This is a genomic window from Synechococcus sp. CBW1004 (assembly GCF_015840715.1).
Taxonomy (GTDB): domain Bacteria; phylum Cyanobacteriota; class Cyanobacteriia; order PCC-6307; family Cyanobiaceae; genus Cyanobium.
The window spans coordinates 200,452-225,670 of record NZ_CP060397.1 but is presented as its reverse complement, the minus strand read 5'-3'; the positions used below and the strand labels follow the sequence as shown (position 1 = coordinate 225,670).

The window sequence follows — 25,219 nt, the reverse complement described above, 5'->3', positions numbered from 1 at the left end:
GGCATGGCGCTTGCCCCTGCTGCCTGGGGGCAGGGCTTGAATGGGCCTCGATCGCAGAGCCAGCCGATGGACGTGTTGATGATGGGCGGCACCCGCTTCGTGGGCAGGCCGCTGGTGGAGCACCTGCTGGCGGCGGGCCATCGGCTCACCCTCTTCACCCGCGGCCGTCAGCCCCTGCCCGAGGGAGCGGAGCATCTCGCCGGCGACCGATCCACCGATGAGGGTCTGGCAACCCTGCAGGGCCGCCGCTTCGACGTGATCATCGACAGCTCAGGCCGCACTCTCGAAGACAGCCGCCGGGTGATCGCGCGCACCGGCGCTCCGTCGCATCGCTTCGTCTATGTCAGCTCCGCTGGCGTCTACGCCGACAGTGAGCTCTGGCCCCTCGATGAGGACTCCCCCACCGACCCGGCCAGCCGCCATGCCGGCAAGGCCGACACCGAAGCCTGGCTGCAGGCGGAGGGCATCCCGTTCACCAGCTTCCGGCCCACCTACATCGTCGGCCCCGGCAACTACAACCCGGTGGAGAGCTGGTTCTTCGATCGCATCGTGCATGGCCGACCCGTGCCGCTTCCCGGAGACGGCAGCACGATCACCCAGCTGGGCCACGTGAAGGATCTGGCGGCGGCGATGGCCCGCTGCATCGAGGTGGAGACCGCCACCAACCGCATCTACAACTGCAGCGGCCGCCAGGGCGTCACCTTCCGCGGCCTGGTGCACGCCGCCGCCCGCGCCGCCGGCCGGGATCCGGCCAGTGTCGAGATCCGCAGTTTCGATCCCGCCGGGCTCGACAAGAAGGCCCGCAAGGCCTTTCCGCTGCGCCTGGCCCATTTCCTCACCGACATCACGCGGGTGCGCCGCGAACTGGCCTGGGAACCGGCCTTCGCCCTGGAGAGCACCCTGGCCGACAGCTATGCCAACGACTATGCGCTGCAGCAGCCCAGCAGCCCGGACTTCAGCGCCGACGAGGCCCTGATCGGCTGAGAGGGCATCGCGCCGTTCAGCCCCGGCGCAGGTAGCCCCAGGCGGAGCTGAGCGCCAGCAGCAGCGACGGCCAGAACAGCCACCAGCCGATCCCCTGGAGCACAGCCGGCAGGGCCGGGTCACCGCTGGTCCAGGCGGCGGTGCCCAGGGTCCACCCCTGCGGCCAGAGCAGCAGCAGCAGGCTGGCGAACTGCAGGATCGTCTTGGCCTTGCCGCTCAGGGAAGCCGGGCCACCGCTGCCCTGAGCGGCCCGCCAGCCCGAGATCAGCAGCTCGCGGGCCAGCAGCAGCCACACGGCCCAGAGCGGCAGGTGGGGCCCGGACGTGGGCTGGGAGGCCAGCCACAGCAGCGGTGCACTGATCAGGATCTTGTCGGTGAGGGGATCGAGCCGCGCCCCCCAGACCGACCCGCCGCCGGCACGACGGGCGAGCCAGCCATCGGCCGCGTCGCTCAGGCCACCGAGCAGCAGCAGCAGCCAGGCGAGAGTGGCCTGTCCGCCCGCCAGGGCCAGGATCAGGGGCAGACCCAGCACGGCGCGCCCGACCGTGAGGCCATCAGCGAGGCGCCGCAGGACGCCGGCGGAGACGGTCATGGCAGGGATTCCGGCTGAGCATCGAGACCGTAGGGCTCGCCGGCTGCCGGGCAGGCCGTGCGATGCCTCAGGCGGCACGGCGCTCGACCCGCAGATAGCAGAACGCCCCGACCAGCATCAGCAGCGCCAGGCAGCCGAAGGCCAGCGCGAAGGCCGCGGCCGAACGGGTCCCGAACAGCCAGCCGGCGCCATCGAGCAAGGGCCCTCCAAGCGCGACGCCCAGGCTGCGGCTGAACACGACCGCCGCACTCAGCCAGCCCACCATCTCGCCCACCAGGTGGCCGCCGCAGCGCTCACCCACCTGGCCCGCCACCCACAGCTGCAGCCAGCCGCTGGTCAGCCCCAGACCTCCCACCAGCAGGGGGATCGGCAGCAGCTGCAGCACGGCCACAGGAGCACGCAGCGCCAGGAGGGCGTAGATCAGCGCCACGCTCAGGCAGGCGATCGACGGCCTCACCGGCCGCAGCAGCGCCCAGCCCTGACCGAGCAGCGTGCCCAGGGCCCAGCAGCCGATCAGGGTGGCGGTGGCGGCCAGAGGCCAGCCGAACAGCCTGGTGGCCCATGGATCCAGCAACACCTCCTGGGCGTAGAGCGGAGCATGGACCAGAAACAGCAGGGGCAGGAAGCCACCGCTGAGCAGGGTGCGCATCCCGGGCCCACGGCTGCGGGGAGCGACCATCGCCGTCGACGCGCTGGGCAGACGGGCGCCATGCAGGGCAATGCCCACCAGGAGAAACACCACCAGAGCCCAGAACACCCAGAGGCCGATCAGCTGTCCGCCCAGTGGCTGCGGTTTCAGGCGCTGGAGCACGACGGCGCTGAGCAGGGAGGCCAGCACGGTGAACAGATTCAGGCACAGCCACAGGCGCCGCACGATCCGGCTGCGCGAACCGGCGGGCAGCGGTTCCATCAGCAGGGCGGCCTGCATCGTCTGCGACAGGTGATTGCCCAGGGCCACGATCAGCATCAACGCCGCGACCGCCGCGACGATGAGGGCCCGCTGGCTGGCTGAGGACGCCGGCCAGAGCCTGCCGACCTGCAGCAACCCCAGAAGCACCAGCGGCAGGGCGCTCCAGGTCGCCAGCAGTCCCCACCGGAGCAACGCCAGGCGGCCGGCGGCACCGCGGGGGTGGCGGTCCCCCAGCCGGCCCAGCCAGGGGCGCGTGGCGGAGACCAGCATCTGCAGCGCCACCAGCCCACCCACCAGGGAGGCCGGCAGACCGAGCTGGGCCACGCCGATCTGCACGAAGGGGCCGACCAGGATCACCAGCAGCGCGGCAGGACTGATCGAGACCAGCAGCAACCTGTTCATGAACTCGGAAGTCGGTTCCGCCGCAGGCCGCGCAAGGGGCTGCACGGTCTTTCAGGACGCCGGGCCCTGTCAATCCGCAGTTCTGCCCGCAGTGAGCGGCCGATTCGCGACCACCTTGAGGCCACGGCAACCCTCGGCGGAACAGCCGCACCCTCACGGATCGCCCCAGGCGAGGGGGAGAAGACGCTCCGGCGCCCTCTCAGCCCAGAATGCCGGCACCCGCCATTTCGATCCTGTGGTGCAACAGCCCGTCTCCGCCGCCATGAGCACCCCGGTGCTGAGCGTGCGCCGCGACAGCCCCCTGCAGGAGGCGGTGAAGCTGATGAGCGAGCACCACATCTCCGGCCTGGCGGTACTGGATGCGGAAGGCGCCCTGGTGGGTGAGCTGACCGAGCAGGACCTGATGGTGCGCGAGAGCGGCTTCCAGCCGGGCCCCTACGTGATGCTGCTGGACGCCGTGATCTATCTGCGCAACCCGCTCAACTGGGACAAGGAGGTGCATCAGGTGCTCGGCAGCACCGTCGGCGAGGTGATGGGCCAGCACCCCCACACCTGCAGCGGCGATCTGCCCCTGCCCGCCGCCGCCCGGCAGCTGCATGAAGGCAACACGCAGCGGCTGTTCGTGGTCGATGCCGGGCGCCATCCGGTGGGCGTCCTCACCCGCGGCGACGTCGTGCGGGCGCTGGCGGCCGCCGGCTGAGCCAGGGCAGCACCCGGCCTTCCGCCAGCAGCCACAGCTGTTCGTGCTCCGGGCAGGGGTGGCCGCCGGTGAGTTGCCCGAAGGCCGGCAGCACCAGGGTGTGCCGGCGTGGGTCGTAGGCGAAGCAGGGCAGGCGCAGCCGGTCGCTGCCCTGCCCAACCAGAGCCACCGGATGGCGATGGCCGCAGACGTTGAGGAGTTCCGCCCGGGGCTCCGGCTCATGGCTCAGCCAGAGGCTGCCACAGGCCCGGGAGGGCTCCTGGGGCAGGCCCTCGATCCAGCTGCCCCGTTCGTGATTGCCGCCGATCAGCCGCAGCGGGCAGCCGAGCAGCTCCGGCAGGGCCCGCAGCTTGGCGCGCAGCTCGGGCGTGAGCCCCAGGCGGCTGTGGATCAGATCCCCGAGCACCGCCACCTCGGCCGGCCGCACCTGATGCACCAGGTCAAGAAGGGCATTGAGCGTGGAGGCGTCGCCATCGCTGGGCAGGGGAATCCCCTGGACCTGGAAGCTCTCGGCCTTGCCCAGATGCAGATCGGCCAGCAGCAGCAATCCCCGGGAAGGCACCAGGGCCGCACCCTCCGCCAGCAGCTCCAGCCGCTCCTCTCCCCAGGCGAAGGGGCAGGAGCGCAAGCCCGGAGGAGGCGATCCCGGGGGCTCGCCCCTTCGGAGTGCGCTGTGGTTCACGCGGCGGGGTTCATCGCCTGCTGGTAAGCGGGCCGCTGCTGCACGGCAGCGATGCGGGCCTGAACCTGCGGGTAGGGGGCCAGATCCACCTGGGGGCAGAACAGCGGGATGTAGGCCAGATAGGCCTCCACAGCGCAGTCGGCGGCGCCCCAGGCCCCGGAGCTGGCACCGCCCGGGGGGTCAAGCAGGCTGCCGACGCCGGCCAGCAGGCCATCAAGCACCGTCAGCAGGCCCTGCAGCTGTTCGGGCTTGCCGGTGGCGGCGGCCATCAGGGCCGGGCCAAGCGTCGCGTTGGCGAACAGCACCCACTGGGCCGTGAGGGCACGCCGGGCAGCGCCACCCTCCCCCTCGAATTCATGACCATGCCGCTCTGCCAGGTGCAGCAGGATCGCACCGCTTTCGCTCAGGCGGAGGGCCTGACCATCAGGACCGCAGAGGCTGTCATCCACCAGGGCCGGCACCTTGCCGAAGGGATTGATCGCCAGGAACTCCGGCTGCCTGTGGGCGGCGGCAGCCATATCCAGCAGCTGCCAGGTGCAGGGGATCTGCCGCTCGGCGAGGTACCAGCGCACCATCGAGGCCCGGCTGCGGGCACCGCCGTAGAGGGTGAGGGTCATCGGAGCGATCGGCTTGGCCGGACCATCATCCCCACCAGAATCGATGCAACGGCGGACGGGCAATGGGCGTTCCAGCTGAGGGCAGTGGGACTGGGGTGGAGACCCCCTCCGCGCCGGAAGCCGACGCCGGCTGCCTGCTGCGCCTGGCCCCCCTGCTGCTGCCGCGAACGCGACGCGGCATCGTCGGCAGCAGCCGCTACGCCCGTCGGCTGCGGGAGGAGATCCGCGACGCCTCCCTGGATGCCGAGCGCAGGCCCGTGCTGATCAGCGGCGAACCGGGCCTGGAGAAGGACAACATCGCCGCCCTGATCCATTTCGGCTCGGCGGACCGCCAGCAGCTGCTGATCCGTCTCAACGGCGCCCTGCTGCGACCCGACGGCGCCGATCTGTTCGGCCGGGGCTCCGGCGAGGAGATCCCGCTGCTGTCCTGCCTGGGCGGGGGCTCCCTGCTGATCGATCAGCTCGACCTGGCTCCCGAGCCGCTGCAGCGGCAGCTGCTGGAGCTGGCCCGGGAGGGCCACTGGCACGACCCCCACGACCCCACGCAGCTCCACCGTTTCGCGGGGCGTCTGTTCTTCACTGCCGAGAAGAGCCTCAGCGTGTTTGACCCGGTCTGCCGCCAGATCCGCGTCCCGGCCCTGCGGGTGCGCCGCGCCGATCTGGGCGAGTGGATCCGCTACGGCGTGCGCCAGAAAGCGCGCAGCCTTGGCTGGAGCCAGCCCCCGGACGTCGGAGTGGAGGCGGTGCGGCGCCTGCAGACCTACGACTTCCCCGGCAATGTGCGCGAGCTCCAGGGGCTGATCGAGCGCGCCCTGCGCCAGTGCAGCGCCAGCCATCCCGCCACCCTGCCGGACGATGTCTTCTGGACACAGAAGCGCTCCGTCGCGTCCCGCTTCGATCTGTGGCGCTGGAAGCCGCAGCTGCGCGGTCTGATGCGATCGCCCCGGCTCTGGAACGGGCTGCTGTTCGGCCTGGTGAGCTGGATCTTCGTGCTGGTCAACCTGTGGCTCTGGCTCGGCCCCCAGGACCGGGCTCACAACGGCGCCCTCAACCTGTTCTGGGCCTGGTGGTGGCCCCTGATCCTGCTGGCCTATCCACTGCTCAGGCGGCTGTGGTGCTCGTTCTGTCCGTTCATGGTGTGGGGGGAGATCAGCCAGCGACTGGCCAGGGCCCTGGGGCTTCAGCCACGGCGCTGGCCCCGCGGTGAGCCGGACCGCTGGGCGGCCCCGCTGCTGGCGGCCGGCTTCGCCGCAATCCTGCTGTGGGAGGAGGTGTGGAACCTGCAGAACACCGCCTGGCTCAGCAGCTGCCTGCTGCTGCTGATCACCGCCGGGGCTGTGGTCGGGTCGCTGCTGTTCGAGAAGCGCTTCTGGTGCCGCTTTCTCTGCCCGATCGGCGGCATGAACGGCCTGTTCGCGAAGCTCGCCATCTCAGAGCTGCGGGCCGAGGTGGGGACCTGCGCCGGCAGCTGCAGCACTTATGCCTGCTTCAAGGGCGGCCCGGCTGACGGCGAGGGGCTGGCCACCGCGGGCTGCCCGCTCGGCACCCACCCGGTTCACCTGAGCGACAACCGCAACTGCGTGCTCTGCCTCACCTGCGCCGCCGCCTGCCCGCACCGCTCGGTGCAGCTGCGCCTGCGGCCCCCGGCCGCCGATCTGCAGCGCGGCATGGATCCTCCGGCGGGTGAAGCGGGGCTGATCCTGGTGCTGGCGGGGGGGGTCTGCCTGCATCACTGGCAGCGGCTGCTGGGGTGGATGCCACTGGCGCCGGAGAGCCTGCAGGAGGGAGCGCTGCTGCCCCGGCTGACCTTCGCCGCCATCGCTCTCGCCCTGCCATCAGTGCTGTGGCTCGCCACACGCCTGGGGATGGCGCTCGCCGGTGACCGCCGCCGGGCCTGGCTGGGGCTGTATGGGCTGCTGCCGCTGCTGTGGGGTCTGATGCTGGCCGATCACCTGCCGCTGGGGATGGCGGAGGCGGGGCGGTTCCTGCCGGTGAGCCTGGCGCCACTGACACCTCTGCTCGCATCAGACCTCAACGGCGGCCTGCTCGAGCGATTGCCGGCCTGGAGCGCCGATCCTGCGGTGATCGGTTTCTGCCAGAGCCTGCTGATCCTGCCCCTGCCGCTGGCGGCGCTCGTGCTGCAGCGGCGCCTGCTCCCCCTGGCCTGGCGCGGCTCGCTGCTGCTGACGGGGGTGGCCGCTGGCCTGGCGGTGCTGGGCCGCTGGCTCGTGGCCGCCTGATCCCGCAGGAGCCGGCTCACACCCCCACACAGCCATCCCGAAGTGCGGCCCCGATCACAAGGCGAGGGCGTGCCCCCGGGTGAACGCCTCAGCGCCAGGCGCCGCAGGCCCGCTTCAGATCGCCCGGGGCGTAGAGGAGCCGGGGGTGATCGGGGTCGCTCTCAGCGAACGCCTGCACCTTGGTGAGATAGGCGGCGGCGCCGATGGCATTGCCAAGCTGGATGGCGTCACTGCCATCGCTGCGCTGCCAGCGCCGGCAGAGAGCGAGGCTGGGCTCGGCCCGCAGCCCCTGGACGGACAGAAGGGCCGCGAACAGAAGAACGACAGGCAACAGGCCCTGCGGCCCTCCCTGCCGTGAGCGACACCCGTCGGTGGCAGGCCAACGGCCCTCCGCGAGTCGGGGGGAATGGCGCACCTGCCGCGGCCGGCCGAGATAGATCCAGGCCGTCCGGCCATCCCTCAGGGGCATTCGGTGGCGCGTGTAGAGCCGCGGGACTCCCTCGAAGCGATCCAGCCAGGCCAGCTGCTCGCCATCCACCCGGTACAGCTCACCGTCGGCAAAGCCCTCGCCGGCGATCGCCATCGGGAAGGGGCCCAGATCATGCAGATCCACACCCTCCATCCGCGCATCCGCCACGAAACAGGCTCCGCCGAGCTGGTGATGGTTGGCGAGACCGCGCTTGAGGGTGCCGTAGACGAACAGCAGATCGCACGACGGCTCCATGGGCTGCGGACGGTCAGTGGCCATGATCGGCCAGAATCCGCCGGACTTCGAGCCCCGTCATGACCGTTGCCCTGTTGATCGCCCTGGCGGGCTCCCTCGGCCTGATGGCCTGGATCGTGCGACGGCTCGAAAAGGCCTCCTGACCGGGCGGCCCCACGGCGAGGAGCGCCTCGGGGCTGGTGCCGTGCCACGGGTCAGGCGTCGCGGCTCAGGGTCCGGACTCGTCCAACGGGGGCCCGTCCAACCGCTCGGGTGACGGGTCGGCATCAACCTGAATGCCGGTCCCACGAACCGCCACCGCAGGGTGATTCGAAGGTTGTGCGACCGCAATCGCCGGCGGTTCTCCGCTGCGCTGCTTGGCGGCATACATGGCGTTGTCGGCCGCGTTCAACAACCCGTCGGCATCCTCGGCATGGTCAGGCCAGCGAGCCACCCCCACGCTGGCGCTGATCCGCACATCCCCGGGCAGGTCCGGATACGGGGGCTCCAGACAGTTGATCAGCTTGATGGCAAGGTCGCGCAGACATCCGTCATCCGGGGCCTCGCTGATCATCAGGACGAATTCATCGCCACCCTGACGGCAGACCAGATCACTGGCCCGCACCTGCCGCTGCAGGCGCTGAGCCACTCCCTTGAGCAGGGCGTCGCCGATGCTGTGGCCGTGACGGTCGTTGACGGCCTTGAAGCCGTTGAGGTCCACGAACAGCACAGCCACCCCCTCCCGCCTGCGCCGGGCCAGGGCCAGGGCCCGCTGCAGCTCCTCCATCAGCAGGGTGCGATTGGCCAGACCGGTGAGGGGATCGTGCGTGGCCAGGTGGCGCATCCGGCGCTCCTGCGCATAACGCTCGCTCACATCCCAAAGCAGACCGACGAAGTAGACGATCTGTTCCTGCCCATCAAGCACCGCGGTGATGTTGAGCTCATGGCGCCGGATCGTGCCATTGCGATGACGGTTCCAGATCTCGCCACTCCAATGGCCTCGCTGCACGATCGAGGTCCACATGTCCTCGTAGAAGGCGTTGTCGTGACGGCCGGAGCGCAGCAGGTTGGCCTTGTGCCCACGGGCCTCGAGCTGCGAATAGCCGCTGATCCCCGTGAAGGCCTGGTTGACCCGCAGGATCATGCCGTTGGGATCGGTCACCACGATGCCGACGGGCGTGGTCTCGAACACGGCCGCGGCAAGGGCCCGTTCCCGTGCCGCCTGTGCCTCCCGCTCCAGACCGTGACGCAGGGCGAGATGGTTGGCCACCAACCGGGCGGTGAGCAACGCCGCCAGAGCGCTGAGACAGACACCCAGCAGAGCGGAGAGCAGCAGGTCGCGACCCGCCCCACCCAGGTCGGGACCGCTCTGTTCGAACCGCACTCCCAGCAACCAGGAGTGGTTGGCCAGTCGCAGCGGCACCCAGGTGGTTGCCTGCAGCCGATCGTTGGAGACTGGAGCAGGCGTCTCAGCGGAGACCGGGTCGTCGCTGCGGCTGACGAGGCCATGGCTCTCGAAGAGAAGCTTCTGCGGCAGCGGGCGGTCGCCATCGAACAGCAACACCGCCGCGTCGCTCCGGTCGGGATTGGTCACCGTGTCGAGCACGCTGGCGACCAGATCACCCATGCGCATGGTGATGTACGCCCAACCCCGTAGACGCTGCCAGCGTTCATCGGGAGAGCGGAATTCCTGGTCACCGGCGTAGATCGGTGCGTAGAGAAGCGCGCCCACCTGGGGATAATCATCGGTTTCCTGCCGCAAACGGAGCGGGCCGGACAGAACGGCATCGCCGCTGAAGGCGGCCTGCTCCATCGCCCGGCGCCGGGTGGGCTCGGAGGCCATGTCGAAGCCCATGGCCCGCTCATTGCGCCAGTCGGCCGGCTCCAGGTAGACGATCGCGCTCATCAGCCGCCGCCGGCCGGGGGGCTGGATGCGGAAGTCAGGCTGGCCCTGACGTTGGATCCGCTGCTCGAAGACCTCCACCTCGCCAGGGGGAATCCGGGCGGTGTAGCCCACCCCCTGGATGCCGGCCAGATTGGCGTTGTTGACGGTGAACGACCGATAGAAGCGGGCGAACTCCGCTTCCGTGACATCCTCGCTGGCGCCGAACAGGCCGACCACGGCCGCCAGGATCGCCTGATTGGTGGCGAGGCGAGCCCGGAGCGCCGCCGAGATGTCATCGGCCAGAACCCGCTGCAGCCGCTCGCGCTCGATCCGGGTGTAGCGCTGCTGGTTGACAACAGCCAGAGACGTGATCAGGAACCCGGCGATCAGCACCACCCAGGGCAGCAGGCGAGGCGCCGGGAGGCACCTCTGCCAGAGCCGTTTCAGCCTCAGGGAGGGGGAGACCACGGGCGGGGCGCGTCAACCACATCTTCTAGCCGGATTGTCACCTGCCGGCCGACCGAATCGGCAGCGGTCCGCTCTGCCGGAAGGTCACACTCCTGCCACTGCCGCCACAGGCCGAAACCCCATTCACCTGGGAATGGGCCATGCCTGGTGACGGGTGTCTGTGAAGAGAGGGTCGGGGTTTCTATCCGATCGGGACGGACCTCACGACAGTCGATGCGGTCACCGCAGGGGTGAGCAGCCTCATGCGCCGCCGGGAGCCTGGAACGACTGCACCAGCAGGGACGCCTGCCGCACGAGGGCAGCGCCGCTGAGGCCGAGCTTGCTGCAGATGTTGCGGCGGTGGGTCTCGACGGTGTGCGGGGAGATGATCAGCCGCTCGGCGATGGAGCGCGACGACCAGCCCCTGCCCACAAGCTCGAGGATTTCCCGTTCCCGGGGGGTGAGCAGGGTCAGATCCAGGGACGGCGCCGGGCGGAGGGGCAGTCCCTCCGGGAGCAGGGCCTCCACCTCACGGATCAGATCCTGATAAGCACGGCTCTTGTCAAGGATGGCGACGATCTGGGAGCGGAGCTCCGGGGGACGCTCCACCGTGCCGGCAAAACTGGAGAGCACGATCACCCGAGCGGAGGGATCGAGCCTGGCGAGGGCGCGGGCCACGGTCAGTCCATCGCCGTCGGGCAGCGCGATGTCGAGAATCAGCAGATCCGGGATCAGTGCGCTACAGGCCGCAATCCCCTCAGCAACGCTACAGGCACTGCCCACCACCTGCAGAGCCGGATGCTGACCCAGCATCGCCATCAGCAGCTGCTGCATCATCAACTGGTCTTCGACGACCAGGCAGCGCAGGGGTGAGCTGCTCAAGGCAGGACAGAGCAACGAATGCCGATGTGGCGCGTCAGCCTGACACAGACGCAACTCAGCCTATCGACCATGCAGGATCAGCAGACAAGCGGCAAGAATCAGCGCAGAAAAACAGAAATATTCATGAAACAAGCTGGCAGGATCCCCAGCGAATCGGGGCTCACAGGGCACTCCTGCCGCAGACAGGCTGCATCAGCCTTCCGCACGCTGCGCCTCTGCGATCAGCCGCTGCACCCGATCCAGCAGGGACTCGTTGCTGAGGCGATTGTTGAGCCGCTCCACGAGCAGGGGAAAGGCCAGGGGCCCGGGGCGGGGCGTGTGCTCCAGCAGCCACGCGCAACCGGCCATCCGGTCGAGCGAGGCCTGCAGCCGCGGGCGCTCCAGCTGTTCGTCCAGCACCTCCCGGCGGGCCTGCTCCAACAGCAGGTGATCGGGTTCGTGCTTCTGAAACACATCGAAGAGCAGGGCGGCGCTGATCTGCAGCTGGCCGCCCGTCCTGTTCTGGCCGGGCATCGCCTGGGTGATCAGGCCGCTCACCTGGGCGATGGCACGGAAGCGGCGGCGGCAGAGCTCCGAAAGGTTGACCGCCTGCTCCAGATCCGCCTCCAGGGTCGATGCATCCAGCAGCTCCTCACCATGGAGCTCCAGCAGCTCCTCGAACGGGTAGCCCTTCGGCGCCAGCAGCTCGAAGCCGTAGTCGTTCACCGACACCGTGATCGTGCTGGCGCGATGGCGGGCGAGGCGCCAGGCCCAGAGGAAGCCGAGTCCTTCGTGCACGAAGCGCCCCTCGAACGGGAAGGCGAACAGGTGGCTGCCCTCACGGCTGTGGCACAGCTCCAGCAGCAGCTGATGCCGACGCGGCAGGCGGGACAGATCCGCCTGGCGGCGCAGCAGCGGCTCCAGGGCCACCAGTTCGGGCGTATCGAGCTCCGCCTCACCGGCCAGCGCGCGGGCGCAGCGATCCACCTCCTGGCGCAGATGCGCACTGAGCAGATCGGAGAGGGCCATCTGCCCCCCGGCCCAGGCCGGCACCGTGGTGCTCTTCTTCGTGCTGGCCTTCACCTGGGCCGTCATCTCGCGCAGGCGGACGAACTCCAGCTGGCGGCCGGCGAAGAAGAACACATCCCCGGGTTTGAGCCGCCCGATGAAGGCTTCCTCCACATGGCCGATCACGGCTCCGCGCACGAAGCGCACGGTCACGGAGCGGTCGGCGGTGATCGTGCCGATGTTGAAGCGATGCAGCCGGGCGATCGTCTTCTCGAGCACCCGATAGCGGAAGGGTTCGCCAGGAGCAGCCTCCTCCTCGCTGACCGCGCCGTCGGCCCCGATCCGGCATCGCACCAGCTTGCGGTAGCGGGGATAGGCCCCGAGGCAGCGGCCGCCGTGCTCGAGGAAGTCGAGGCACCATTGCCACTGGTCGTCCGTGAGCTGGCGGTAACTCCAGCAGCGGCGCACCGTCTCCAGCTCCTGCTGCGGCTCGAACCCTGCTCCGCAGGCCAGGGTCACCAGGTGCTGCAGCAGCACATCGAGCGGCAGCCGCGGCGGCCGGCGGTGTTCCACCAGCCCCTCCCCCAGGCCGCGACGCATGGCGCTCACCTCCAGGATCTCGAGGGCGTTCGTGGGCATGAACAGCACCTGCGAGGTGCCGCCGGGGCAATGGGCGCTGCGGCCGGCCCGCTGCAGCAGCCGCGCCAGGTTCTTGGCGCTGCCGATCTGCACCACCCGCTCCACCGGCTGGAAATCCACCCCCAGATCGAGGGAGCTGGTGCAGACCACCCAACGCAGTTCGCCGCTCTTGACGCGCGCCTCGATCGCCTCACGTTCGGTGCGGTCGATGGCGCTGTGGTGCAGGGCGAGAGCGTCTTCCATCTCCGGGCAGGCGAATCGCAGGCACTGGTGCCAGCGCTCGGCCTGGTTGCGGGTGTTGGTGAACAGCAGGGTGGAGATGGCGGGATCGAGGCCCGCCACCAGCTCCTCGTACATGCGCAGGCCAAGGTGTCCGCCCCAGGGGAAGCCGTCGATGGTCTCCGGGAGCAGGCTGCGGATGGCGGTGTCGCGGCGGAGGCGAGCCGTGATCAGCCTGGCGCTGCCGGCGACTGGAATCGCTGGGACTTCCGCCGGATCGTCCGTCATCACCAGCGCCGCCTGCTCCGGCAGGCCCAGCGCGGCCCGGGCCGCCTCCGCGAGGTTGCCGATCGTGGCACTGATCGCCCAGGTGCGCAGCGCGGGCCGCTGTCGCCGCAGCCAGCTGAGGCAGAGCTCGCACTGACTGCCCCGCTTGCTGCCCATCAGCTCGTGCCATTCATCGAGCACCACCGCCTGCAGACGGGCGAACAACGCAGGCGCGGCGTCGTTGCTGAGCAGCACCGACAGCGATTCGGGGGTGGTGATCAGGATCTGGGGCGGCCGGCGCAGCTGCTTGCTGCGCTCATGGCTGGCGGTGTCGCCGTTGCGGATCGCCACCCGCAGCGGCCAGCCCATCTCGCGGATCGGCTCCTCGATCGCCAGGGCCAGATCGCGGCTGAGGGCGCGCAACGGGGTGATCACCAGCAGGCGCAGCCCGTCGGGCTCGGCGGAGGCAGGCGACGTCGATCGCCCTCGACGGCTGGAGGTTGCCGCGGGGGGCTTCGGCTGGGCCTGCGCACCTGCAGGCTCTGTCGACCGGAGTGGCGAGGGGAGTGGCGCCGGCGGTGAGGCGTTGGCGGCGACACCGGCCTCGGCCAGCATCGTGGCGATCGGGCCCATCACCGCCGCGTAGGTCTTGCCGGAGCCGGTGGGCACCTGCAGCAGGCCGCTCTCACCCCTGAGGAAGGCCTGCCAGCACTGGCGCTGAAAGTCCATCGGCGTCCAGCCGCGGCGGCTGAACCAGGCCTCGATCGGTGCCAGCTCCGCCAGCGCGGTCACGACAGGATCTCCAGCTCAGGATGACGATCGGCCCAGGGTTGCAGCCGCTGCCGCAGCAGGGCCGCCCGCGCCTGCAGGCGCGGGTGCTCCGCCCACCGGCGCGGCACCACCAGGGCTTCGCCGCTCCACACCGGCAGGGTCAGGGGCAGGCGGATCAGGGCACCGGCGATCTGCTCCGACAGCACCGTCGCATAGGCCACCATCAGTTCCTGCTCCCCTTTTCCTTCCCAGAGCTCGCGCCGATAGCGGCCCATGCGCGAGGGACTGCTCCAGAGGCCCAGGGTCCGCAGACTGGCTTCCACCTTCGGGTAGGTGCCCGGCGGCAGGGCCAGACTGGGGAAGGCGGCCACGTCATCCCAGCGCAGCGTTCCCTGGCTTTCGAGCAGCTGCAGCAGCGGGTGGCCAGGCGCCACGACGAGATGCACGGGCATGCGGCAGAGCTGAACGACCGCCAGATCGGGATCATCCGGATCAGGCCAGTCGGGCCCCCCGGCCAGCCAGGCATCGAGGACACCCTCCCGCAGCCATTGCAGAGGCCGCTGCACCCCGACGATGTCGTGACGGCCGCCGATCCAGCCCTCCGGCTCCGGACTGAGCAGCAGCGGACCGCTCCAGTAGGTGCCCTCGATCCGCAGCGGCGCCAGGCCGCGCCAGCGGGCGGTCTGATGCACATGCCGCTCCATGGACAGCATCGCGAGATGCGATGCCGGCCCGACCACCTCCCATTCGCGCTCGGGATTCTGGAGCCTCAGCCCAAAACAGCTCAGCACCTGGCGCACCCTGCGGCTGACGTTCGGCTGGGTGATGGCCAGGCGCCCGGCAGCCTCCTCGCCGCTGCGCAACCAGACGCAGAGATCCAGAGCGGCCAGTTTGTCGAGGCTGATCATCGCGACCCGTCCATGGTGCCTCCGGTGCGTTCCAGCAGAGCCAGGGCAGCCTCCAGCGAGTCGGCTTCGGCGGCGGGTTTGTCACGCCGCCAGCGGCTGATGCGCGGGAAGCGCACGGCGATGCCGCTCCTGTGGCGCCCGGAGCGCTGCAGACCTTCGAACGCCAGCTCGAACACCTGCACGGGCTCCACCGCCCGCACCGGCCCGAAGCGCTCGGTGGTGTGGCTGCGGATCCAGCGATCGAGTTCGAGGATCTCGCGGTTATCGAGGCCGGAGTAGGCCTTGGCGAAGCTCACCAGCCGCCGCGGCGGGGCCTGCAGCGGCTGCTCACCGTCCATCGGTTCGCTGACCGTCTCGCCTTGCGCACCGCTCGCCGCCGCTGGATCGTCCCGGCCGATTCCCTCAGCGGCGGCGTCCTGGGGTTCGAGGGGGCGCTCCCACAATCCGAAGGTGTAATCGGTGAACAGGTTGGCGCGGCGGCCGCTGCCGGCCTGGGCGTAGAGCAGCACGGCATCAAGGCGAAAGGGCTCGCGCTTGTGCTTCCACCAGGCGCCGCGGCGACGACCGGCCCGATAAGGCGAGGCGAGGGCCTTGAGCATCAGCCCCTCGGCATTGACCGCATCGGCCGATTGACGCAGGGCTTCGACGTCCTCCCAGCTCGTGAGCGGCCGGGCCGGCGAGAGGCGCAGCCGGGTGGCGGGCGCGTCGCTGCCGGCGGCGGGCAGCAGCGGCTGCAGCCGCGCGACCAGGACACCATCACGCAGGTGTTCGTCCCGTTCAGGCTGCTCCCCCCCGCCTGTGACGAATGGCGTGAGGGCGGGCGCAGTGCGCCGATCTGCACCCTCAGGATTGGCCCCAGGCTCAGGTTGCGGGTCTGAAGCAACGGCAGCCGGGCCCTGGGGTTCCGCGTCTGTTCCGGCATCAGCCCCGCCCGGGGGCGCTTCGCCAGGCTCACCACCGGGACCCGAAACCTCGGCTGCGGGGCCGGGTGTCGCCTGCAGCGGTGGCTGGAGCAGCACCTCCAGGGCGGAGCGGCGCCGGCTCAGGGGCCAGGCGCGGATGTCTTCCCCGTGCCACTCGAGCAGGTCGTAGGCCACGAGCACCACGGGGCACTCCGCCAGCAGGGCGCGGCCGGGACGCCGGCGGCCGAGACGACGCTGCAGCTGGGCGAAGGGGGCCGGATGCGGTCTCCCGGGCGGCCAGACCAGGACCTCGCCATCGAGCACGGTGCCGGGTGGCAGGCAGGCGGCGGCCTCCAGCAGCTCCGGGAAGGCCTCGTGGATCAGCTCCTCGCCCCGGCTCCACAGGAAGCTGCCTCCCTGGCGATGAATCAGCTGGCCGCGGATGCCATCCCACTTCCACTCCACCAGCCAGTCCCCAGGCGCTCCCTCCAGGGGGGCGGGGCTCTCGGGATCAGGCTCCAGCGGTGAGGCCAGACAGAAGGGATAGGGGCGGCTCGGCACGGCATCACCGTCCTCGGTGGGCGCCAGCAGGGCGTTCCAGACGGCGGCCGACGGGGTGAACGCCCCCATCAGGCGGTGCTGCAGGAGGGCCTCATCCAGACCGCTCAGCCGTGCCAGGGCCCGCACCACGAGCCCCTGGGCCACCCCCACCCGCAGGCCACCGGTCAGCAGCTTGCAGGACACCAGCAGTTGCTGCCCGTCGAGCCCCTGCCACAGCCGCCGCACCGCCACTGCCTGCTCCTCGCCTTCGAGGGCCGCAGCCGCTGGAAGCAGCTGCTCCATCCAGTGGTGCAGGGGGAGATCGGTGACGCTGGTGGGCATCGCCGCCATCCCCGCCTCCCCCGGCCAGAGCAGGGCGATCGTCTCGGCCGAATCGCCCACCTGGGCATGGCAGGCGTCGAACAGCCACTCCGGCAGGCCGCAGCCCTCCAGGCAGATCTGGCGCAGGCGCCGGCCGGTGATCAGCCGCCTGCGGCGCTTGGCCAGCAGCACCTGCAGGGCCCAGGCGGCATCGAGCGGCTCGGCGGCGGCGAAGTAGGCCACCAGGGCCTCCACCCGCTCGCTGGTGCCGGCGCTGCGGTCGAGCCGCTCGATCAGATCGGCGAAGGCCTGCATCGGCCGATCCTGCCCGCCAGCGGGCCCGGCAAGCGGCCTGCCGCGGCGGCGCCTCATCCTCCTGCTGCCGCATCCTTCTGCTGGCAGAGTCACCCGATGCCGCCATTCGTAACCACGACGGTGCCGCTGCCCTCCGACAGCGCTCTGCTGGTGGCCCTGGGCGCCATTCCGGGGGCCTGGCTGCGTTTCCGGATGGTGAATCACCTGGAGCCGATGCTGCCGCGGCGCCACTGGGGCACGCTCACGGTGAACGGGCTGGCCTGCTTCGTGCTCGGTCTGCTGGTGAGCCTGGAGCAGAGCTGCGGATCCGCCTCGCAGCGGCTGCTGCTGCTGCTGGTCACGGGGTTCCTGGGGAGCTTCAGCACCTTCTCGAGCTTCATGGGCGAGGTGCATGCGGCGCTTCGGCAGGGCCTGCGCCGCGAGAGTGCCCTGCTGGTGGGAGGCTCGCTGCTGCTGGGGCTGGCAGCCCTGGGCGCCGGGCTGGCCATCGGAGCCGGCTGATGCGCGCCGAGCTGCTGCGCCGTGAGCTGAGCGACCTGGCCCTGGTGGCCGGCGGCGCGATCCCGGGGGCCCTGCTGCGCTGGCGACTGGGGATGGAGATGCCGCAGGGACTCGGCGCCCTGCCCCCCTGGCTGAACGGCACGCTGCTGGCCAACCTGCTGGGCTGTCTCTTGATCGGGGGGCTGGTGGCCCAGCCGCCGAGGCGGGCCCGGCTGTATCTCTGGGCTGGCATCGGCTTCAGCGGCTCGCTCACCACCTTCTCCACCTGGATGCTGGAGCTCACCCGGGCGCTGCAGGCCGGCAGGCTGACGGACGCGCTGGCGACGGTGATGCTGTCCCTGACGGGAGGCCTGCTCCTGACCAGCCTGGGGTACGGCCTGGGCCAGCGGCTCTCCCGACGCACCGACGCCTGACCTCCGGCAGGCGCTGGACGGGTGGCGACAGGGCGGCTGCGGGGCATCCCCATACCTGACCATGCCGCTCTCCAGCGGCCTGTATGGCCCTGCGGGCGGGCCGAACGATGCCGACAACAGGCAGGGATGGCCCCATGGCGACGGCCACCCCGCGGGGCGACCACAGAGCTTCCCGTCCGCCGCAGAGCCCCGTCGAGCCCCCATGCCACTGCTATTGAGAATCGCTTGCAGAAGGCCCCTGACACCCTGTATGTTGCGAGCAGTTCGCAACAAGGCGAGCTGCTCGTCCAGGCCGCTTCGGTCCGGGTGCGCAACCGCCTCGCCGCCGCTCTGTTCCGCCATGAGCTTCCACGTTCCGCCCCTGCCCTGCGCCGCACCCCTGCGCCTGGCCACCGGGCAGAGCCTGCTGATCGATCCCCATCCCGGAGCCTCGGCCACCTCCCTGGAGGTGCTGGAGGGCGTGGCACGCGTCTTCTGCCCCTGCGAAGAGACCGGCGGCATGACGCTCGCCTTCCTGCAGGCGGGGGATCAGCTCCGCTGCGACCGCCTCTGCAGCGACGGGGTCTGCGTTGAGGCTCTCACTCCCCTGAGCTTCCGACGCAGCGAACATGCCAGCGATGAGGCGGGCTTCGACGCCGTCAACGAGTGGACACTCCAGCTGCTGCGCATCCGCCATCTGGGCAGCGCCGAGCAGCGTCTGCATGCGCTGCTGTCGCTTCTGGTGCGGCGCCTGGGCCGCCGCTGCGGCGCCTGGTGCGATCTGCCCTTCCGACTCACCCACGAACGCATCGGTGAGCTGATCGGCACCACCCGTGTCACCACCACCCGGCTGCTGTCGCGCATCCGCCAGCAGGAGCTGCTCGATGTGCCGAGCGGTCAGTCCGGACTGAGGCTGGCTCCGGCCCTGGTGGAATCGGCCCCCCTGGCGGCCTGAGCCAGGCCCGGGATCAGCGCCAGCGAGGCCGCCAGGCCCAGCAGCAGGATCAGCAGGGCCGGCAGCAGCGCAGCGCCGAGCCGTTCATCGCTGGCGTACTGATAGACGCGCACGGAAAGGGTGTCGAAGTCGAAGGGGCGCAGCGCGAAGGTGAGCGGCAGTTCCTTCACCACATCGACGAACACCAGCAGCCCCCCGGCCAGCAGCGGGCCCCGCAGCAGTGGGAGATGCACGCGGCGGATCACCTGGGGCCAGCGACAGCCGAGCCCGGTGGCCGCCTCATCAAGACTGGGCGGAATGTGCTCGAGGGCCGCATCCAGACCGTTCTTGGCCACAGCCAGAAAGCGATCGCCATACCCCCAGACCAGCAGAAGCAGCGGACTCAGCTGCCAGGGTCCGCCGAGCAGCATCAGACCCAGGGCCAGCACGGTGCCGGGAATGGCGTAACCCATGCCCGCCAGAAAACTGAACTGGCGAATCAGGGGAAGATCGATCCAACGACGGGCGAGGGACAGCAGCAACCCCACCACCACCGTGAGCAGGGCAGCCAGCAGGGCCAGGAGGAAACTGCGGCCGCCCAGCAGCACCAGTTCGGCGGGGGGCTCGGCCTGGAGCTGATCGAGACTCCTGGCCGCCCACAGCAAGGGCACCCCCAGGCCGCAGAGAGGAGGCAAGGTGGTGAGCAGCACCGACAACACGGCCCGCCACCCCGACAGGGGCCAGCGGGGCAGGGCCTCACCGCCACCCCCGATCAGCCAGCGACGGCTGCGCCGCCGCAGCCCCCGTTCGGCCGCCACCAGAAGGCTGACCATCACCAGCGCCACCAGGGCCAGACCCACAGCACCGCGGGGATCGCCATCGTTCTGCCAACGCTGCAGGATGCCCACCGAAAGGGTCGGCACACCCAGCAGCTCCACCGCCCCGAGCTCATTGACCACCTCCATGCCGCTGAGGGCGATGCCGGCTCCGATCGAGGGCAACGCCATCGGCAGAGCGACCCGACGGAAGCTGCCCCACGGACCGACGCCGAGGCTGCGGCAGGCCTCGAGCTGACGGCGGCCGCTCACCGCGAAACTCTCGCTGCTGAGCAGGAACACATACGGATAGGTGGTGAGCGTCAGCACCGCGATCGCCCAGAGCGGCCCGTGGATGCGCCAGCTGCCACGGCTGCCCAGATCGATCAGCGTGGCGGCCAGCAGATAGGCAGGTGTGGCCAGAGGCAGCACCTGGGCGATGCGCAGCCAGCGCTGGCCCGGGAACGTGCAGTTGGTGGTGATCCAGCCATTGGCGGTGCCCAGGACTGCCCCAAGGGCACCGACCGCCAGCAGCAACAGCATCGTGTTGGCGATCTGCAGGCTGCCCGCCACACCCAGGGACAGGTCTCCCCCCTCCTGGCCGAGCCAGGCGAAGGCGACGAGGGCCAGCACGGGCAACAGGGCCAGAAGGACCAGGCCAAGGACGGCGGCGGTGAGCAGGGACCGCCCCGAATGGCCTGGGCGAGCACGAAGGGAAAAGGAAGTCAAGAGATCGGAATCGGGGCCGCTGACAGGGAGAAGTGCTCAGTTCCAGCCGTTGGCCTGCATGAGATTCACCGCCTGACGGGTGCGGGCACCCATCTGCTCAGCCGAGACCGTGGCGGCTGTGAAGGTGCCGAAGCGCCTGAGGATCGGGTTGTTGCCGTAGCCCCGGAGCGGATATTCATTGTTGGCTTCGGCATAGCCGCGGCCACCGCTGGGTGAGGCCAGGAACTCGATCAGACGGGTGGCGGCTTCGCGATTCTTCGAGGCCCTGGTGACACCGGCGCCGGTGATGTTGACGTGGGCAGGCCTTGGGAACACCACCTTCAGGCGTGCCGCCAGGGCCTTGTCGGCAGCGCCGTTGTCACCGGCGAGCATCCGGGCCAAGTAGTAGGTGTTGACCACGCCCACGCCGCAGTCTCCCTTGGCGACGGCCCGGGCCAGAGGGGTGTCGGAGGTGAAGAAGGGCTGGCGCACATTGGCCACCATGCCCTTCAGCCAGGCGCGGGTGGCGGGCTCCCCACGCAGGATCAACTGCTCGGCCACCAGAGACTGGTTGTAGACACTCTTGCTGTCACGCAGGCAGAGCTTGCCCCTCAGGGCCGGGCTGGCCAGGTCGGCGTAGGTGCGGATCGAGGCGGGATTCACCAGGCGAGGATTGACGATCACCACGCGCACCCGCCGGGTGAGGCCGAACCAGCGGTTCTTCGAATCGCGCAGATTCACAGGCACATCGCGGCTGAGGCTGGCGGAACGGGTGGGCTGAAACAGACCCAGGTCGGAAGCCTTGTCGAGGCGGGCGGCATCAACAAGAACCAGCACATCCGCAGGGGAATTGGCGCCTTCATTGCGCAGGCGCTCGATCAGGGCGTCGTCCTTGGCCTCCAGGAGCTTCACCCGGATGCCGGTGCGTCGCGTGAACTCCTGATAAAGCGCCTTATCCGTGTTGTAATGACGGCCCGAGTAGACACCGATCTCGGCGGGTGCAGCACCGACGGCCGTGGGTCTGCCGGGGCCAAGCACCGAGACACCGGCAACCAGCGCCATGGCTGCCGAGGCCACGGCAAGAACCCTGGGCAGAGGCCGTGAGGCCTGACGGCGGAAACCGGAAAACACCATGAACGGCATCTGTCGCTGTTGCCGCGAACGTAGACAGCGATGACGAGACATCGGCGCGACCGATGAAGCGAACCGCCGTATCAAATGTCACGCCTTAGCCGGAGGTGTCCTGCTGGCGCACCCGATTGGCCCCAAGGCGTGGTGAGGGTGCCGTTCCGTCACGCGCATGAGCCGGTGCAGGGAAGCGAAGTTGCTGTCAGGCAGGATCAAACAACACCGACACCAGGCCTGACTCAGGGCATGCGCTCCCCTGAGCGGCGAGGGGTTGTGCTTCGACGCGACAACCCTGAACCAGGAGCGAAACCCCGGGAAGGATCAGCGGCGCTGGCGGGTGCGCACCGGAACCAGGGCGGGCTGCATCAGACCGCCGCCGCCGTTGTCGTCGTCGGAGTCGAGCCCCATCCAGATCAGGGCGAGCAGGCCGATCACGCCCGCCAGAAGAACGAATTCGGTCATGGGGGGCGCAGGAACTTCCCGCAATGTAGCGGCGTTGTCCGGTGAATCTGTTGTCGTTGACGCCGGATCTCCGCCTCTCAGCGGTCGCGGCCTCAGACCTTTGAAGCCAGCTTGTCCTCAGCGACGCGGGCAGCAGGCAGCCGTGTGGCCATGGCGATGACCCCATCAGACCTCAGGCTGAGGGCCTCAGCCCAGGGGGGCGAATGCCAGAACGAGGCCACTGATTCCGAGCATCACGGCCAGGACGCGGGTGGCGCGGATGCTGCAGTGGGCGAAGGCCAGGGCGCTGACGGCCACCACCCCCGCGGCCGCGAGCGATGCACCGAGCCACCAGGTGGGATCTCCAGTGGCCTCACGGCCGTGGAGCAGGGCATGGATGGCCACAGCGGAACCCACCACGGCTCCACTCAGCGCCAGAGGGCCACCCCCCTTGCCGGACCGATGGGAAGCCAGCAGCAACAGTCCCAGGGCTGACACCGACAGGGCTGCCAGCAGTTCACCGGCCGGAATCCAGCCACCGGCGGCACCGAAGAGCGCCCCAACGACCGCTCCGGTCAGCGCCGGCCAGAGCAGGCGACGCTCCACCCGGCCCGCGAGGGCACCCACACCCACCAGAAGCAGCAGATGGTCCAGACCGGTGAGGGGGTGCAGGGCACCCGTCAGCAGGCCCGCGTCAGCCGGACCATGGGCACTGGCGGGAAGGGCCGACAGGAGACTGAAAAGAAAGCCTGCTGCACCGGCCACGGCCAGGGAACGGGCGGAGGAGGGCATGGAGGGGCAGGTACGGCGTGATCTCCACCCTATCGACGGGGTCTGCGGATGATTCCGCCCCGCACCAGCCGGCCATCCAAGGGCGACAGGAGCGGTGGCCACGACCGGTCCGATTCCATGCCCCGGGGCCGGGAGACTCCCGCCGAAGCGGCCTTGTCAGCCGAAACCCTTGCCGGCGTCGCGGGCGACACAGGCCTGCAGCTGCCGCCGCAAGGTGTCGTGGTCGAGCTGTCGGCCGATCAGCACCAGCTGATTGCTGCGCTCGCCCGGCCAGTCGCTGTCATCGATCGAGAACCGCTTGCCGGCGAGATGAAAGATGTGGCGCCGTTCACTCTCATTGAACCAGAGGATTCCCTTGGCGCGGAACACACCTTCCGGGATCTGGTTGTCGAGGAAATTCTGAAACTTGCGCAGCGAGAAAGGGGCCTCACTGCGGAAGGAAAGCGACGTGAACCCTTCAATCGCCAGATGATCGCTGCTGCCGCCATGGGAATGGTTGTGGCCATGATCATGGCTGTGCCCATGAGCTTGGCTGTCTCCATGAGAATGGTCGTGCTCGCAGTGCCCGTGGTCATGATCACAGCCGCTGTGATCCTCATGATCGTGAGCGTGAGCATGGCTGTGGGCATGGCCATGGCCATGGCCCTCCTCATGCACGCAGACCCCATGATCGTGGTCGCAGTCCCCATGGTCCTGAACCGCGGCCACCCGATCGCTTTCGAACAGGCCCACGCTCAGCAGCAGGGGCAGCGGCACCGCACCTTTCACCGACCTCAGAATCCGGGCTTCCCCCTTGATCTGGCGAAGGCGTTGCTCGAGCTGCTGCAGCCGTTCCTCCGCGACGAGATCGCATTTGTTGAGCAGCAGCATGTCGCCATAGACGATCTGGGAGCGGGCCACCTCTCCTTCCAGCAGCTCATCGCTGAAGTTCTCGGCATCGATCAGGGTGATGATCGAATCCAGGCGGGTCAGATCGCGCAGGTCGCTGCCCAGGAAGGTCATCGCCACCGGCAGCGGATCAGCCAGGCCGGTGGTCTCCACCACCAGATAATCCACCGGCTCAGGCCGATCGAGGATGCGATAGACAGCTTCCAGCAGCTCGCCGTTGATCGAGCAGCAGATGCAGCCGTTGCTGAGCTCCACCATGTCATCGCCGGTGGCGATGATCAGCTCGTTGTCGATACCGATCTCGCCGAATTCGTTGACGAGAACCGCTGTCTTGAGGCCCTCCTGGTTGGCGAGGATGTGGTTCAGCAGCGTCGTCTTGCCCGCCCCCAGGAAGCCGGTGAGGATCGTGACCGGCAGAGCGGCAGCGTTGCTGGCCTGGTCCACGGCCTGACTGGGATTCGCGGCGGTGCTGGAGGCCATGGAGCAAAGGCGTTCAGAACACGATTCTCGCCTGTCGTGCCCGTTGTCGCGGCAGTGGAGATTCCCGTCGCGCCCGGCTGTCCTCGCCGCCGCAGGCCTCCGGGTCGCGCGGCCCAGCCAGCGAGCGGGGCCGAGCGACGGACCACGACCGACGCACGGTCACGGCCTCCGGCCGCTGGGGTGGCCGGGTCTGCAACGGGGCATCAACATGGAACGGTCCGACGCGCCGGCACCGTGCAGGTCGACCATCCCGGATCCCGTCCGTTGAACGACACCGAGCTGGCTCTGCTCGACACCTTCCGCCGTCGCCTGCATGAGCGGGTGAGCAGCGTGGGACTCACCGTGGATGACGTTCGACAGCTGCTCAAGGCGATGCATCGCCATCCCGAGGCGAGCGCCGAGGTGATCCGCATCATGCGCGAGGAAGCCGGCGCCCTGATGCCGGGCCAGAGTCTGTTGAGCTTCGACTGGGACTGAGGGTTCCGTGGCGAGGCCCCAGGGGATCCCGGGACTGAAGCGGATACCCTCCGGCGGGGTCCGAGACGGCGGCCTCATGGGGCCTCCCAGATCCCATCGGCATCGCGATCATCGGATCCGGCGGGCAGCATGGACGCGATGCCGGCATCCGACGAGACGGGCCCGACGTGGAACCAGCCCGGCAGGGCCTCGTAGCAGGCGGCATTGGCCTCGTTCTCTCGGGCTTCCACCCGGAAACAGCAGCTGCGCCCACCCTCCCGCTGGTGAAGGAGCGCATTGGCCCACTCCCACACCAACCGGGCACTGGCCTCCATGCCCACGTTCTCCATCACGCGCAGATCCAAGGCCCCCTGGTCATGCAGCTCCTGCCAGGTGGGCAGGAGCGGATCATCGGCATTGACCAGAAAGGTGTGATCGAACTGGCGCCGCAGGCGCTCGCGCAGCTCACCGAGGCTGGAGAAATCCACCACGAAACCGTGCTGATCGAGCTGATGGGCCTGAAACCAGACGGTGAAGCTGCGGCTGTAGCCGTGCACGAAGCGGCAGTGCCCCTGGTGGCGCCACTGGCGATGCGTGCAGGGAAACCCGCTGAAGGTCTTCGAGCAGGTGAAGGCGGCAGTCATGGTGGAGATGCTGAGGCGCAAGGAAGGCGACCGGCCGGTCTCTGCCCTGGGCCAGACGTCCTCAGGCTGCCATCGCGCTCCGGGACACCGCCCCAGGATCAGGGCGGTGCGGCCCACAAGGGCAACC

General features: G+C 69.6%; 23 protein-coding genes. 7 read left to right on the top strand and 16 right to left on the bottom strand.

Annotated features, from left to right (window positions below; translation table 11 throughout):
• The first annotated feature begins 66 nt into the window (after positions 1-66).
• A complete protein-coding gene (locus H8F25_RS01015) occupies positions 67-984 on the top strand; it encodes an NAD-dependent epimerase/dehydratase family protein (protein ID WP_197211669.1) in 918 nt (305 codons plus the stop codon).
• A 16-nt stretch (positions 985-1,000) separates the two neighbouring features.
• Here H8F25_RS01015 and H8F25_RS01010 read toward each other — a convergent pair whose 3' ends face one another.
• Both H8F25_RS01010 and H8F25_RS01005 read right to left on the bottom strand, forming a co-directional pair.
• A complete protein-coding gene (locus tag H8F25_RS01010) occupies positions 1,001-1,576 on the bottom strand; it encodes a CDP-alcohol phosphatidyltransferase family protein (protein WP_197211668.1) in 576 nt (191 codons plus the stop codon).
• A 67-nt stretch (positions 1,577-1,643) separates the two neighbouring features.
• Positions 1,644-2,888, bottom strand: coding sequence for a PucC family protein (locus H8F25_RS01005; RefSeq protein WP_197211667.1), 1,245 nt, complete (start codon positions 2,886-2,888; stop codon positions 1,644-1,646).
• A 262-nt stretch (positions 2,889-3,150) separates the two neighbouring features.
• On the opposite strand from H8F25_RS01005, the gene H8F25_RS01000 reads away from it, so the two are divergent.
• Positions 3,151-3,588, top strand: a complete 438-nt coding sequence (locus H8F25_RS01000; protein WP_197213300.1) for a CBS domain-containing protein — start codon at positions 3,151-3,153, stop codon at positions 3,586-3,588.
• On the opposite strand, the gene pdeM is transcribed toward H8F25_RS01000, so the two are convergent.
• Both pdeM and H8F25_RS00990 read right to left on the bottom strand, forming a co-directional pair.
• Entirely contained in the window at positions 3,545-4,216 is a 672-nt protein-coding gene (pdeM, locus tag H8F25_RS00995; RefSeq protein ID WP_197211666.1) for a ligase-associated DNA damage response endonuclease PdeM, read from the bottom strand. The genes H8F25_RS01000 and pdeM overlap by 44 nt on opposite strands.
• A 50-nt stretch (positions 4,217-4,266) precedes the next feature.
• Positions 4,267-4,887: a glutathione S-transferase family protein gene (locus H8F25_RS00990; RefSeq protein WP_197211665.1), complete on the bottom strand. Its 621-nt coding sequence runs from the start codon at positions 4,885-4,887 to the stop codon at positions 4,267-4,269.
• A gap of 95 nt (positions 4,888-4,982) precedes the next feature.
• On the opposite strand from H8F25_RS00990, the gene H8F25_RS00985 reads away from it, so the two are divergent.
• Complete coding sequence (locus H8F25_RS00985) at positions 4,983-7,127, top strand: 4Fe-4S binding protein (RefSeq protein WP_231596973.1); 2,145 nt, start codon at positions 4,983-4,985, stop codon at positions 7,125-7,127.
• Positions 7,128-7,215: 88 nt separating this feature from the next.
• Here the strand turns inward: H8F25_RS00985 and H8F25_RS00980 are convergent, their stop codons facing one another.
• From H8F25_RS00980 to H8F25_RS17475, 6 genes are all read right to left on the bottom strand, one after another.
• Positions 7,216-7,851, bottom strand: coding sequence for a gamma-glutamylcyclotransferase (locus H8F25_RS00980; protein ID WP_197211663.1), 636 nt, complete (start codon positions 7,849-7,851; stop codon positions 7,216-7,218).
• Positions 7,852-8,059: 208 nt separating this feature from the next.
• Positions 8,060-10,183, bottom strand: a complete 2,124-nt coding sequence (locus tag H8F25_RS00975; RefSeq protein WP_231596972.1) for a CHASE domain-containing protein — start codon at positions 10,181-10,183, stop codon at positions 8,060-8,062.
• Positions 10,184-10,423: 240 nt separating this feature from the next.
• Entirely contained in the window at positions 10,424-11,044 is a 621-nt protein-coding gene (locus tag H8F25_RS00970) for a response regulator transcription factor (RefSeq protein WP_197211662.1), read from the bottom strand.
• A 192-nt stretch (positions 11,045-11,236) separates the two neighbouring features.
• The gene (locus tag H8F25_RS00965) at positions 11,237-13,885 is read right to left on the bottom strand and encodes a ligase-associated DNA damage response DEXH box helicase (RefSeq protein ID WP_197213297.1); all 2,649 of its coding nucleotides are present in this window, start codon (positions 13,883-13,885) and stop codon (positions 11,237-11,239) included.
• Between the two features lie 59 nt (positions 13,886-13,944).
• Positions 13,945-14,835 carry a LysR substrate-binding domain-containing protein gene (locus H8F25_RS00960; protein WP_197211661.1) on the bottom strand — a complete coding sequence of 297 codons (891 nt, stop codon included), beginning with the start codon at positions 14,833-14,835 and terminating at the stop codon, positions 13,945-13,947.
• The gene (locus H8F25_RS17475; protein ID WP_231596970.1) at positions 14,832-16,913 is read right to left on the bottom strand and encodes an ATP-dependent DNA ligase; all 2,082 of its coding nucleotides are present in this window, start codon (positions 16,911-16,913) and stop codon (positions 14,832-14,834) included. Before H8F25_RS17475 ends, H8F25_RS00960 begins: the two co-directional genes overlap by 4 nt.
• Before the next feature lie 96 nt (positions 16,914-17,009).
• Between H8F25_RS17475 and H8F25_RS00940 the strand changes: the two genes are divergently transcribed.
• The 3 genes from H8F25_RS00940 (at position 17,010) to H8F25_RS00930 (ending at position 18,761) form a co-directional block, all read left to right on the top strand.
• Positions 17,010-17,414: a CrcB family protein gene (locus tag H8F25_RS00940; protein WP_197211660.1), complete on the top strand. Its 405-nt coding sequence runs from the start codon at positions 17,010-17,012 to the stop codon at positions 17,412-17,414.
• Positions 17,414-17,827 carry a CrcB family protein gene (locus tag H8F25_RS00935; RefSeq protein WP_231596969.1) on the top strand — a complete coding sequence of 138 codons (414 nt, stop codon included), beginning with the start codon at positions 17,414-17,416 and terminating at the stop codon, positions 17,825-17,827. The genes H8F25_RS00940 and H8F25_RS00935 overlap by 1 nt, the downstream gene beginning before the upstream one ends.
• 340 nt (positions 17,828-18,167) lie before the next feature.
• On the top strand, positions 18,168-18,761 hold the full coding sequence (locus H8F25_RS00930) for a helix-turn-helix domain-containing protein (protein WP_197211659.1): 594 nt from the start codon (positions 18,168-18,170) through the stop codon (positions 18,759-18,761).
• On the opposite strand, the gene H8F25_RS00925 is transcribed toward H8F25_RS00930, so the two are convergent.
• From H8F25_RS00925 to H8F25_RS00905, 5 genes are all read right to left on the bottom strand, one after another.
• On the bottom strand, positions 18,704-20,284 hold the full coding sequence (locus tag H8F25_RS00925; RefSeq protein WP_231596968.1) for an iron ABC transporter permease: 1,581 nt from the start codon (positions 20,282-20,284) through the stop codon (positions 18,704-18,706). The genes H8F25_RS00930 and H8F25_RS00925 overlap by 58 nt on opposite strands.
• A 36-nt stretch (positions 20,285-20,320) precedes the next feature.
• Positions 20,321-21,325, bottom strand: a complete 1,005-nt coding sequence (locus H8F25_RS00920) for an extracellular solute-binding protein (protein WP_231596967.1) — start codon at positions 21,323-21,325, stop codon at positions 20,321-20,323.
• Positions 21,326-21,712: 387 nt separating this feature from the next.
• A complete protein-coding gene (locus H8F25_RS00915) occupies positions 21,713-21,853 on the bottom strand; it encodes a hypothetical protein (protein WP_197211657.1) in 141 nt (46 codons plus the stop codon).
• Between the two features lie 186 nt (positions 21,854-22,039).
• Positions 22,040-22,624, bottom strand: a complete 585-nt coding sequence (locus H8F25_RS00910) for a HupE/UreJ family protein (protein WP_197211656.1) — start codon at positions 22,622-22,624, stop codon at positions 22,040-22,042.
• A 156-nt stretch (positions 22,625-22,780) separates the two neighbouring features.
• Positions 22,781-23,992, bottom strand: a complete 1,212-nt coding sequence (locus H8F25_RS00905; protein ID WP_197211655.1) for a GTP-binding protein — start codon at positions 23,990-23,992, stop codon at positions 22,781-22,783.
• Positions 23,993-24,256: 264 nt separating this feature from the next.
• On the opposite strand from H8F25_RS00905, the gene H8F25_RS00900 reads away from it, so the two are divergent.
• On the top strand, positions 24,257-24,469 hold the full coding sequence (locus tag H8F25_RS00900; RefSeq protein ID WP_197211654.1) for a hypothetical protein: 213 nt from the start codon (positions 24,257-24,259) through the stop codon (positions 24,467-24,469).
• 74 nt (positions 24,470-24,543) lie between these two features.
• Here the strand turns inward: H8F25_RS00900 and H8F25_RS00895 are convergent, their stop codons facing one another.
• Positions 24,544-25,092: a 6-carboxytetrahydropterin synthase gene (locus tag H8F25_RS00895; RefSeq protein WP_197211653.1), complete on the bottom strand. Its 549-nt coding sequence runs from the start codon at positions 25,090-25,092 to the stop codon at positions 24,544-24,546.
• Positions 25,093-25,219: the final 127 nt, after the last annotated feature.